This is a genomic window from Serratia aquatilis, from assembly GCF_044865145.1.
Taxonomy (GTDB): Bacteria; Pseudomonadota; Gammaproteobacteria; order Enterobacterales; family Enterobacteriaceae; genus Chania; species Chania aquatilis.
In genome coordinates this window covers 2,316,160-2,328,721 of the sequence record NZ_CP173186.1, presented here as the reverse complement: position 1 = coordinate 2,328,721, position 12,562 = coordinate 2,316,160, and the positions used below count along the sequence as shown (strand labels likewise).

7 protein-coding genes and 2 pseudogenes are annotated in these 12,562 nt (G+C 48.7%); 3 read left to right on the top strand and 6 right to left on the bottom strand.

Going from position 1 to position 12,562, the window contains the following annotated elements; genetic code table 11:
* Nucleotides 1-404: 404 nt before the first annotated feature.
* The gene (gene proP / locus SAQUA_RS10420; RefSeq protein WP_380673256.1) at nt 405-1,907 is read left to right on the top strand and encodes a glycine betaine/L-proline transporter ProP; all 1,503 of its coding nucleotides are present in this window, start codon (nt 405-407) and stop codon (nt 1,905-1,907) included.
* A gap of 56 nt (nt 1,908-1,963) precedes the next feature.
* Here the strand turns inward: proP and fdhF are convergent, their stop codons facing one another.
* The 3 genes from fdhF to aegA are packed head-to-tail and all read right to left on the bottom strand — an operon-like array spanning nt 1,964 to nt 6,693.
* Nucleotides 1,964-4,111 carry a formate dehydrogenase subunit alpha gene (gene fdhF / locus SAQUA_RS10415; RefSeq protein WP_380673254.1) on the bottom strand — a complete coding sequence of 716 codons (2,148 nt, stop codon included), beginning with the start codon at nt 4,109-4,111 and terminating at the stop codon, nt 1,964-1,966.
* 25 nt (nt 4,112-4,136) lie between these two features.
* The gene (locus SAQUA_RS10410) at nt 4,137-4,667 is read right to left on the bottom strand and encodes a 4Fe-4S dicluster domain-containing protein (protein ID WP_380673252.1); all 531 of its coding nucleotides are present in this window, start codon (nt 4,665-4,667) and stop codon (nt 4,137-4,139) included.
* Nucleotides 4,668-4,689: 22 nt separating this feature from the next.
* Entirely contained in the window at nt 4,690-6,693 is a 2,004-nt protein-coding gene (gene aegA, locus SAQUA_RS10405; protein WP_380673250.1) for a formate-dependent uric acid utilization protein AegA, read from the bottom strand.
* A gap of 670 nt (nt 6,694-7,363) precedes the next feature.
* Here aegA and SAQUA_RS10400 point away from each other — a divergent pair.
* Complete coding sequence (locus SAQUA_RS10400) at nt 7,364-10,288, top strand: HD domain-containing phosphohydrolase (RefSeq protein WP_380673248.1); 2,925 nt, start codon at nt 7,364-7,366, stop codon at nt 10,286-10,288.
* Between the two features lie 63 nt (nt 10,289-10,351).
* On the opposite strand, the pseudogene SAQUA_RS10395 reads toward SAQUA_RS10400, so the two are convergent.
* A pseudogene (locus SAQUA_RS10395) lies at nt 10,352-10,498 on the bottom strand (hypothetical protein); the annotation flags it as partial.
* Nucleotides 10,498-10,632 (bottom strand): annotated as a pseudogene (locus SAQUA_RS10390) (substrate-binding domain-containing protein); the annotation flags it as partial. The pseudogenes SAQUA_RS10390 and SAQUA_RS10395, both read right to left, overlap by 1 nt.
* Nucleotides 10,633-10,891: 259 nt before the next feature.
* Between SAQUA_RS10390 and SAQUA_RS10385 the strand changes: the two are divergent.
* Nucleotides 10,892-11,734, top strand: a complete 843-nt coding sequence (locus SAQUA_RS10385) for a class I fructose-bisphosphate aldolase (RefSeq protein WP_380673246.1) — start codon at nt 10,892-10,894, stop codon at nt 11,732-11,734.
* A gap of 152 nt (nt 11,735-11,886) precedes the next feature.
* On the opposite strand, the gene uraH is transcribed toward SAQUA_RS10385, so the two are convergent.
* Nucleotides 11,887-12,291, bottom strand: a complete 405-nt coding sequence (gene uraH / locus SAQUA_RS10380) for a hydroxyisourate hydrolase (RefSeq protein ID WP_380673244.1) — start codon at nt 12,289-12,291, stop codon at nt 11,887-11,889.
* Nucleotides 12,292-12,562: the final 271 nt, after the last annotated feature.

The following is a 12,562-nucleotide window of genomic DNA, read 5'->3' as shown; positions in this document are numbered from 1 at the left end:
AAATTCAATATGTTAAAAATTCTCTCGGTAGTCACTGCCTACGCAATTTGCCACTGCGCAAACTTTCCCCTTTTCCTTGACAGAGGGCCACGCGAGCGATTGAAATCATAAGATATATTGCTTAATTTGATCTAGAGCTCATATGGCGGTAAGCTGTTAAACAATTAGAACTAATCTAATTGATTATTTATTCTTTTCAACTAAGCGTTATTTTTGATAATCATCACAATGAAGACGATAGGAGTAACTTTTACAGAAAAAAATAACATTAAATTTATTGATATCTTAAACCAGGATGTCTCTTAAATAACTGTGAGCCTTGCCGATCGTAAATCTAACGATTCCACCTAAAAGCAAGCGAGGACGGCAAACTCACGTACGATTAATTTTGCATGGGATGACTCATGAAGTTAAGAAAGAAAAAACATAAACCACTACACATTGATGACATCACTATCATTGACGACAGCAAGTTAAAAAAAGCCATTACCGCTGCCTCATTAGGCAATGCAATGGAGTGGTTTGATTTTGGTGTCTACGGCTTTGTCGCCTATGCACTTGGTCAGGTGTTCTTCCCTGGTGTCTCTCCTGGATTACAGATGATCGCCGCTTTGGCTACTTTCTCGGTACCCTTCCTGGTTCGTCCTCTCGGCGGTCTGTTCTTTGGTGCCATGGGGGATAAATTCGGTCGCCAGAAAGTGTTGTCCGTCACCATTATTATCATGGCAATCAGCACATTCTGTATCGGCTTAATCCCTTCATACGCCGCTATCGGTATTTGGGCACCAATCTTGCTGTTAGTGGCCAAGCTGGCACAAGGGTTCTCGGTTGGCGGCGAATATTCCGGCGCAGCCATTTTCGTTGCCGAGTATTCTCCTGACCGTAAACGTGGCTTTATGGGAAGCTGGCTCGATTTCGGCTCAATTGCCGGTTTCGTTTTAGGCGCAGGCGTGGTGGTATTAATTTCCAGCATCGTAGGCGAAACAAACTTTCTCGACTGGGGTTGGCGCATTCCATTCTTCATTGCGGCACCGTTAGGGTTGATTGGCCTGTATTTGCGCCATGCGCTGGAAGAGACCCCCGCCTTCCAACAGCACTTGGACAACATGGAGAAAGACGATCGCGCAGCTATCGAAGCGCCACCGAGAATATCTTTCAAAGAGATCGCCACCAAACACTGGAGAAACTTACTGGTTTGCGTCGGCCTGGTCATCGCCACCAACGTGACCTACTACATGCTGCTGACGTACATGCCGAGCTATCTATCACACAACCTGAATTATTCCGAAGATCACGGGGTGCTGATAATCATTGCTATCATGATCGGTATGTTATTCGTACAACCGCTAATCGGTCTTACCAGTGACCGCATTGGCCGCAAACCTTTCGTTATCGGCGGCAGTCTCGGTTTGTTTGCCCTGGCAATCCCCTGTTTTATTTTGATCAACAGCAATGTTATCGGTCTGATCTTTGTCGGTCTTTTGACCTTGGCGGTACTACTTAACTCTTTCACCGGTGTTATGGCTTCGATATTACCGGCGCTGTTCCCCACACACATACGCTACAGCGCATTAGCTATTTCTTTTAATATTTCCGTGATGGTTGCGGGCTTAACGCCAACATTAGCTGCTTGGCTGGTTGAGGCGACGGGTAACCTGTACATGCCCGCCTACTACCTGATGGTGGTGGCTGTAATCGGCTTGGTTACCGGTGTATATATGAAAGAAACGGCCAATAAACCGTTACGTGGTGCTACTCCTGCGGCATCTGACCGCTCGGAGGCTAAAGAGTTGTTGCAGGAAACCTACGACAATATCGAGCAGAAAGTTGAAGATATCAACGAACAGATTGCCGAGCTTGAGAAGAAAAAACAGACACTGGTTGACCAACATCCAAGACTGGATTAAATCCGCACACCATCAAAAGGCCAGAGCTCTAACATAGTGAGCTCTGGCATATCACATTAAGCTTCGGGCTGCGCCGCCAGCAGCCTTTTTTTCAGCGCGCTGTAGCGCTGTTTTACCATCTCCTCCGCCCAGCCTTGATCGGTTATCGCTTCAACCCTTACCGCACAATGCTTAAATTCGGGCGTTTTCGAGACCGGATCAACATGATCCAACGTCAGTTCATTGCAGGCACCGATCCACCATTGATAAGTCATGTACACGGCCCCAGCATTAATCCGCTCGCTCACAGCCGCCCGGGCTGGAACCTTACCGCGACGCGAAGCAACCCACACCAGTTCTTCATCCTTGATCCCCAGCGGATTAGCGTCATCCGGGTGGATCTGAACGTAGCCCGGCTCATCTGCCAGCGTTTGCAAGGCCGAACAGTTACCGGTCATCGAACGGCAGCTATAGTGCCCCACTTCCCGCACCGTACAGAGCGCCAGCGGGTATTGCAGATCCGTTCTCTCACGAGGCGGGATCCACTCTGCTGCACACAAAAAACCCTTGCCACTTGGGGTGCTGAATTTATTCCCCTCATAGAGGTAAGGCGTACCAGGGTGATCTTCTGTCGGGCAAGGCCAGGCGACATAACCCAATCCTGCCATTTTATCGTAAGTAGCCCCGTAGAAATTCGGGCACAAATGGCGCAGTTCGTCCCAGATTTCCCGCGTGTTCTGATACGACATTGGGTAACCCATGGCACTGGCCAGTAGGCTGATGATTTCCCAGTCTGGTTTCACATCCCCCGTCGATTCAATGGCTTTGCTGAAACGCTGGAAACCACGGTCGGCACAGGTATAGACGCCCTCATGCTCTCCCCATGACGTAGCAGGTAAGATCACGTCGGCCATATAGGCCGTTTGAGTCATAAAGATATCCTGCACCACCACCAGTTCCAACTGTTCGAAAGCCGCTCGCATGGCGGTCAGATCCGGCTCGGTCTGGATCGGGTCCTCCCCGAAGATGTAATAGGCTTTCAGTTTCCCCTCGGCCACTTTATGCGGCACATCGGTAATCGCATAGCCTATCTCTTGCGGTAAACGCTCTACACCCCAGGCTTTGGCAAATTTGGCGCTGGCCACTGGATCGCTGACTTTCTCATAGCCAGGAAAAGTATTGGGCAGCACGCCCATATCGCAGGCCCCCTGCACGTTGTTCTGACCACGAACCGGACCAACCCCGACGTTCGGCCGCCCCAGATTTCCGGTCAGCAACGCGATTGAAGACAACCCTTTGACCACATCCACCGCTTGCCCCCACTGGGTGACGCCCATGCCCCAAAGAATAGTGGCCGTTGGCGCAGCAGCATAGGTCCGAATCGCGGTACGGATCTGTTGAGCCGTTAAGCCGACAATATCAGCAACATATTCCGGTGTGTACTTCGCCACAGTTTTACGTAACTGCTCAAAGCCCTCGGTATATGATTCGACATACGCCTTGTTGTACAGCCCCTCCTCAATCAATACATTGATGAAAGCGTTTACCAGTGCCATATTGCTGCCATTCCTTAAAGGCAGCCATTGATCCGCGATACGCGCCGTTTCAATATAACGCGGGTCGCAGACGATCACTTTGGCTCCTTTAGCCTTTGCTTTCAGGATCCGTCTGGCCACAATAGGGTGCGAATCTGCGGCATTGTAGCCAAAGACCAACAGACACTGCGTATCCTCCAATTCATTAATTGAATTGCTCATCGCCCCATTACCAAGCGTCTGCTGCAAGCCAGCTACCGACGGGCCATGGCACAGGCGAGCACAACAATCGACATTATTCGTCCCGACTACCGCTCGAGCAAATTTCTGCATGACATAGTTGGCTTCATTGCCTGGACCACGCGAGGAACCAGTCATCATGATGGCATCGGCACCATGCTGTTGCTTAATGGCAGTCAGCTTTTCACTGATATAGCCAATTGCCTCCTCCCAACTGACTTTTTCAAACTCACCACCCCGTTGCCGACGGATCAGCGGAGCGGTCAGGCGCGGCGTCAGCAGTTTGGTATCCTGCAGAAAATCCCAACCGTAGTAACCTTTCAGACAAAGTTCACCCTGATTGGTGACACCATTGGCGGGTTGGGCTCGGGTAATTTTGCCATTTTCCACCCACAGATTTATTTTGCAGCCAGAGCCGCAATAAGGGCAAACAGTCGTAATTTTTTCCATAGTGATTATCCCTGTATGGCTCTGATTATTGCAGCAAGTTTGGCGTAGAACCGCGAGCCGCGCGAAGTTGCTTTTCACGCTGCATAGCCTGCAGATCTGCAGGACGGATCAGTGTTAACGCCGCCGTTGGGCAAACTTCTATACACGCTGGCCCTTCGCTACGCCCTTGGCACAGATCACATTTGTTGGCCTGAGCCCGCTGATGGATTGCATCGTCACTGCCATTCTTCTGATTGACCACCACTTCCATTGCGCCATATGGGCAAGCCACCATGCAGGTTTTACATCCTATGCAGCGGGATTGCAGCACCTGTACGCTACCGTTCTGGTTATAGATTGCATCGTTCGGGCAAGCGTTCAGACAAGGCGCATTTTCGCACTGGCGGCAAAGCATCGGTGCGCTGATACTAAAAGTTTTCATCACTTTTAAACGGGGAGTAAAGTTTTCTGGTGTTATTGGCAACGGGTTGTCTCCACGGTGCGCGACTACGCAGGCAATCTCGCAGGTACGGCAGCCAATACACTGTTTCATGTCGGCAATGATAAATTGATTCATGACCATTCTCCTTGGGCCGCGCTTATAACACGTTGAGGTAATAACCAATGCTTTCTGCAGCTTTACGCCCTTCAGCAATCGCAGTAACAATCAGGTCGGCACCGCGTACAATGTCGCCACCAGCAAAAATCTTGCGGTTGCTGGTCTGGTAGGGGTAGCCCGCAATGGTCGGCGCAACGACTCGCCCTTGCTTGTCCAATACGACATCATGCTCGGCCAGCCATCCCATCCTATGCGGGCTAAAGCCAAAGGCCATAATCACGGCGTCTGCCGGTACGATATGTTCAGAGCCTTCAACTGGAACCGCCTGACGTCTGCCCTGACTATCGGCAGCCCCCATCTCGGTGCGACGCATTTCAATACCGCTGACATTGCCGTCCTCATCGACCACTATGCCCAGTGGCTGCAGGTTGAACATAAATTCTGCGCCTTCCTCTCGTGCGTTTTTCACTTCCCGTTTCGAACCTGGCATGCTCTTTTCGTCACGCCGATAGGCGCAAGTCACCTGTGTCGCCCCGTGACGCAATGAAGTACGTACGCAGTCCATGGCCGTGTCACCGCCGCCCAATACAATCACACGTTTACCCGCCATACTGACATACGGGCTCTTGGGGTTATCGGCATACCCCATCAAATGCTGGGTATTAGCGATCAGGAATGGCAACGCATCATATACCCCAGGCGCATCTTCATTGACCAAGCCAGAGCGCATAGATTTATAAGTTCCAACGCCAAGAAATAAGGCGTCGTAGTCATTCAGCAGGGCTTCCATCGAGATATCTTTGCCTATCTCAGTATTCAAGCGGAATTCCACACCCATATCAGTGAAGATTTCACGCCTTCTGGCCATCACCTCTTTTTTCAGTTTGAACGCGGGAATACCGAAGGTAAGCAAACCGCCTATTTCTGGGTAACGATCAAATACCACAGGCTTGATGCCATGACGGACCAGAATATCGGCACAGCCCAAGCCTGCGGGGCCTGCACCAATGATGGCAACACGTTTGCCACTATCTTTAACGGCCGACATATCTGGCCGCCATCCCATAGCAAAAGCGGTTTCTGTAATGTATCGCTCGATATTACCGATAGTGACGGCGCCACCATGTTCATTCAGCGTACAGGATTGCTCGCATAGCCGATCCTGCGGGCAAACCCGGCCGCAGACCTCAGGCAGGCTACTGGTCTGATGCGACAACTCCGCGGCTTCCCAGATCCGCCCCTGACTGGCCAATTTTATCCATTGTGGGATCTGATTATGTAGAGGACAGGTCCAGGAACAGATACTTTGCTTACCACAGCTCAAACAGCGATCGGCCTGCTGCTGGATCTGCTGCTCATTGAATGGCTGATAGATTTCTGCAAACGTTGTTTTACGCAATGAAAGCGGGATTTTGCTCGCTTCCAGCCTCGGAGCCCGCGGCTGTTGCAGCAAGTTACGGTTCGGCTTTTGTCTCGCTTTATCCACCATCTTTTGATTGGCGGCGCTGCCAAACAGTTGGCTGTGATGATCGCGGGCAGCAGCACGTAAACGTTTCTCGCGCTGTTGCTCAACCAGCATTTGGCTATCAACGAGGCTTAACGCCTGCGTCGGGCAAGCACGAACGCAGGCTGGCTCCTGGTTAATTTCACTGCAAAGGTCGCACTTCTGCGCTTCTACCTTCTGATAGCTTTCAGCCAGACGGTGGTTAGTCGGTTGCACCGTTTCTACAACCACTGTCATCATGCCGAAAGGACACGCAACCGCGCAGGCTTTGCAGCCGATGCATTTTTCCTGGCTGACCTGAATACTGGCATCAGTTTGTATGATTGCTCCGGTAGAGCAAACGTTGGCACAGGGGGCATCCTCACAGTGGTGGCAGAACACCGCCGTATTGCCCTTGGGGCTCTGAATAACTTTCACTCTTGGGGTAAAATATTCGCGCTGGCTGGGGTAGGCCCCCTGATGATGTGCTGTTACGCAAGCCACCTCGCAGCTTCGACAGCCAATGCAGGCTTCAGATTCTGCAACGATAAATTGGTTCATAGATTTCCTTTCCAAAAAATCTGACTAGGCCGTGTTTCTCAATTGCACGTGAGGCACGCGGCCCAATGAAAAAAATCATTTGCCGGCGTTATCACCCTTATCATGGCTGGCGTAGGCAGATATCAGTAAGGTTATAACCATGTAAATATAGTGGTTAAAATTGATAAAATTCCATGACATTTCGCATGAAAATGGCGCTCGGTATGATTTTCATTCACTGAGCTGAAGATATCGGGGCTTTAAGGCATGTCTCTGGCTCACTATCGTTAGCCTGGCGGCACTTTTGTCCAACCGATCACCGAACAAACTCAACAAGCCAACGGCCTAGGCTGTGTCCCTTAATTGCACGTGAGCGCCGCTGGTGGTCATTTTCGCGCAGGGCAAGGCGTGAGCCGCGAGGTTTGGTGGACCAAATAAGCGGCGAACAACGCCGCAATGCGCGTAAATGGCCCCAGCCCGAAGGGTCGCGCCCCAAAAGCCCGTTCTCTGTGTTGTCGGGCTTGAACAGAGGGCCACTCTGCCCTTCACCCTCCGCCTTGATAACGGGCTTTTGGGTCTGCGACGGCACCACGGGCAATTAAGGGACACGGCCTAAAGTATGAAAGGCATAACCTTTCTTCATTTCGTCTATGATTAGATAAGGTGAATTTTTGGATCCGAGGCAACGAGTATGCAAAACAAAAAGATGCGGTTCAAAAGCCGCTATCCCTTACATATCCAGATTGCCGCACTTTTTACATTACTGATCGTCTCAATTGGTAGTGCGATTGTTATTTTCGGTCATAGCCAGCTATCAAAACTTACCGAGGACAGCACTAACAGGCAGTATCAAAAAACCGGTGAGGCTATTGCCGCGGAGCTAAATGCCATTACTCGTAACATGGTGATGTCGGTAAATCTTCTCGCAGACTCGCAAATGATGCAGGCGACTTCGCTTGAGAGCAGAATGAAGTTTGTCAATCAATTCTTTGAAGTGCTGAAACAGAATGATTACACCACTGCAATTTATAGTGCTTACCCCAATGGCGACTTTTTCGTGCTTTGGCGTTTGTATAAAGGTAACCGTGAATTGTTCCAGGCCCCGGATAACGCGAAATGGGTAGTGCAAAGCAATAAATTTTTAGACAGCTCACCAGAAAAACGCATATTCTTTTTTGATAGTAATCAGAAAGTTATCTCTGAAAAAACAATGGAGAACGATAGCTTTGATCCGCGTAAGCGTAGTTGGTATATGCTTGCCGCAAAAAGTCAGAATCTCATTACCTCCCCACTCTATACCTTCAAATTTACTGGAGAGACCGGTTTCACCTTCAGCATTCAAGCTAAAAATAATAATCAGGCCGTTATCGGACTTGATGTATCTCTAGGTTCACTGTCACAGTTTCTTCAACGTAATATTCCGCCAGGAAGCCAGGCGGCAATTGTCAATTTCGCTAATGAAACCATCGCCAGCGTTCCCCAAATAAAGCAGAACGAGGCAGGTAAAAATAATAAAATCGAGCAATTCCCTGTACTAGAAAAACTGTTGGAAGCCCACCAAGCAGGTAATGCAAGCAGCTCTCTGTTTTCTGCCGAAGGCCAGGGCTGGTATGGTTCCGTAGTACGGCTCAATGATAATGGCAATAAGTATCAATTGGTGATTGCTACGCCATCAGATTATCTGACCGCTGATGCTAATTCCATTCGAAATCGTTCAACGCTGATCGCCTTTACTTTGTTATTAGTCAGCTTGCCATTGGTTTGGTATTTTTCATTACGCATCTCTCGTCCGCTGATTCGCTTACGCCACGATGCCGACGCAATCAGCAATCTGTATTTTGATGAGCGGGAAGACGAAAGCTCTGTGATTGAAGAAGTTGATGACTTGCATAAAGCTATGTCAAAAATGAAACTGACGCTAAAGCAGTTTATCTCTATGGGTAGCCTGTTGTCCGCTAAAGACAATTTCCCAGAACAAATGCAAGGGTTACTCAATGAAACGACCAAGATAGCCACCCTGAAAGGGGGGGTTATTTTCATCACCGACAAAGAGCTAGGGAACTTCTCGCCCATTGCCTGCAATTGGACCGGTAGAAATGTTCGCGCTTCAGATATTTCATCGCTACAGTTCGATAAAGATAATGCCAATCCACTCTGGCAAATCTTGGAAGGCGAAACCCTTACCGGCATATTTGAAAACGAAAATATCCCCAAACCGCTAGTTTCTTTCGTCGGTTCTCATTTACCACTGCCCTATATTGCCGTTCCTATGCAAACCCATGATCAACAGCTAATGGGTTTTTTACTGCTGTTTCCTCCTCAGGAATTAAATGCTGAACGTGGTTACGCCAAAATGCAGTTGATTCACGCATTGGCAGGGAGTTTGTCAGTAGCCATAGAAACGCAGCACCTTCTGCAAGAACAAAAAAATCTTTTGAGCGCATTTATCGAGCTGATCGCTGGAGCGATTGACGCCAAGAGCGCCTACACTGGCGGCCACTGTCAACGCGTGCCTGTCATCACGCAAATGTTGGCTAAAGCAGCCGTTGAAGCAGAAGTGGGCCCTTTTGCCTCCTTTACGCTTTCGGACAATGAATGGGAAGAATTGCATACCGCCTGTTGGCTGCATGACTGTGGGAAAATAACTACGCCGGAGGCCATTGTCGATAAATCGACCAAGCTGGAGCTGATTTACGATCGCATCCATGAAATACGTATGCGCTTTGAAGTTCTGAAACGTGAAAAAGAAATTGCCTATCTGCGCAAACACTCCTCAGTACCAGCCAGTATTGAGGAGGAACAGTCGTTGAATGATGAACTGCGCCAGTTAGACGATGATTTCTACTTTATCGCCCAATGTAATATTGGCGGAGAGTTTATCTCCGACAGCGCGCTAGCCCGGATCCAGCAAATTGCACAATATCAATGGACACGAACATTGGATGATACTGCGGGAGTGTCCCGCGAAGAGTTAGAACGCAAACAGCGTCTCCCTGCAGCCTCCCTCCCCATCCAGGAGTCCATGTTGGCAGATAAGGAAGAACATATCATCTATAGGGATAGCAAGAGTAGGCTGCCTGAAGAGTATCAATTCAAAATCAAAGAACCAGCACTGCTTTACAACCATGGAGAGATTTACAACCTGAGTATAAGAAAAGGGACCCTGACTGAGGAAGAGAGATTTAAAATCAACGAACACATCATGCAAACAATTATTATGCTGGATAAACTGCCCTTCCCACGGGCGATGGCAAACGTACCGGTGATTGCTGGTGGTCACCACGAACGCATGGATGGTAAAGGCTATCCTTACCAGTTGAACTATACACAGATGAGTATTCCTGTGCGAATGATGGCAATTGCCGACGTATTTGAGGCTCTGACCGCGGACGACCGGCCTTATAAGAAAGGGAAACTGTTGTCCGAGTCTCTGAATATCATGGTTCATATGGTGAATGAAAATCACTTGGACCGAGAGTTGTTCATTCTGTTTCTACAGTCGGGAGTTTATCTCGATTATGCACGGTCATACCTGCAAGCAGATAAGATAGATACCGTCGATATTCCTGCGATGGTGAGTAGACTGGGCCCACAAAATATTCAGTTGGCAGAATAAACAACTACTGGCCAAAGAAGATTAGGCTGTGTCCCTTAACTGCACGCGAGCGCCGCTGGCGGTCATTTGCGTCAACTCACGCCCTACCATCATGGTAATTAGCGATTCTTTAGTCAGGTTTTCGGTTTTATCACTGGCAATTGAGGTACCGTCACGAAATATGCTGACCTCATCGGTTATGGCAAAAATCTCGTCCATCTTGTGGTTGATTTGGCGTTTTGCGCCAGCTTGATCATCGGTTTAACCCCCTGTGTATCAACTGGATTGAGGATAATGGCATCCACACCCTGACTGACAAAGTTCTCCACTTGCTGGATCTGTTGGGCGATATCACCTTTAGCATCTGATTAAATTATAAATTATAACTATTGAAATTTTTAAACCCCAACAAGCGAAACATGCTCTTTGGAATGAGTAATTAACAAAAATATGGCATAGATATAACAATTGACCGCAACGTCATCGCATCGGTCGACGTTTCTTGTACCCTGAGTCACCCTGCAGTAATTCCTCTTGTTAAGGGACGTAATTTGCACATAGGGTTTGTTAGGTTCGCTATCGTTCGGCAATAATGAAGTAAACCCGTGCGTTGGAGGAAGTGGCATGCTATTGAGCAACAAAGTACGAATGAACCGCCTGTTTAATAACGGCAAATGTCTTGATGTTGCCATCGATCACGGCATCGCTAATGAACCTGATTTCTTGATTGGCCTGGAAGATATCGAACAGGTGATGCAAAACCTGATAGCAGCAAAGCCGGATGCTATCCAGGTTAACTATGGTCAGGCAGATTTGTTGCAGAATCTGCAGCAACGCAACAAACCTGCATTAGTAATGCGTACCGATGTAGGTAACGCCTATAACGCTAGTCGCCACCGTGAAATGTGGGCGGTGCTGCATAATCCCGAGGCTCCGATATTGGCCGCATTGCAGATGGATGCTGCGGCAGTAGTGGTAAACCTTTACATGATCCCTAATGAACCAGATATTTTCCGCCAATGCGTGGAAAACATTGGACGCCTGCGCCATGCTTGCGAGCGCTACGCAATGCCACTTATGGTCGAGCCGCTGGTGATGGCTCCTGCTGGACAAGGAACTGCTTACGGTTCGTTGGGCGATGTAGAAAAAATGGTCCCTTTGGTCAGGCTGGCAAGAGAGCTTGGGGCAGATATCGTTAAAACCGATCCCACTGAGCGGGTCGAGGATTTTCACCGTATCGTTGAGGCGGCGCGCTGCCCAACATTGGTACGCGGAGGCGGTAAAGGTGAACTGGCAGAGGTGCTAGAAAAATCTGCGGCACTGATGGCTCAAGGTGCCAGCGGCATGGTCTATGGACGTAATGTGTATCAGCATCGCAATCCATCACAGGTGGTTAAGTCCCTGATGGCTATTATCCACCACGGTGCCAGTGGCAAACAGGCAATGGAAATATACCAGCAAAATTAGCCGTAATCGTGTAATGCAAGGAGCTAGATGATTAGATAAGTGGCAAATCTAGCTGGGCAAAGCCACTGAAGAGATAGACGAACAAGACAAGGCTAAAGTGCCGGGAAATCTCCCGGCCTCATTAATATCCGTTGAAACTAACGATCTACCGCTCAACTGCCTCTATAGGTTGAATAACCATATTGACTGAGTAGCAGAGGGATGTGCAACTTTTGATTTACGGTTGTCACTTTAAAGATGACAGGAATTTCCGGGAAAAAAGTTTCCTGCTTGTTACCGGAGAAGTATTCCCCAGTTTTAAACGTCACTTTGTAGACGCCAACGCTCATATCCTTGCCTGAAGGGTATAATGCGCCTATGCGGCCACCGTCATCAGTCACTGCGTCAGCAAGATGTTTCCACTCACTCCCTTCTTGTTTTTCCAACTCAACAACAACCCCTTTTGATGGGAGCCCCGTTTGTTGGTTAAGAATATGGACACTAAGCGGATTAGCTGATTCAGCAGCTACCACAGAAAAACTCAAGGATGCTAACAAAATTGGAACGATGACTTTCACAGGTTTCTCCTTTTTGTGTGTAGGCAGAAAGGATAGCACTCAAAGTCATTGAAAAATTTGTATAACAAAAAGTTTAACTATTAGCGAAATAGGAAATAGGCCGCACAAACGTAGTCAGCACCAAGCTAGCAATGGCGGCTTTACTCCAGCAGTGGGGATAGAAGACTTTATAGCTGATAATGGGACTAATGAACGTGAAGTTTTGCAGTATTACTAAAAACCCCCACTAGCGAAGCGCTCATGGAGGTTAAGCATATATATCAGCCCCGGA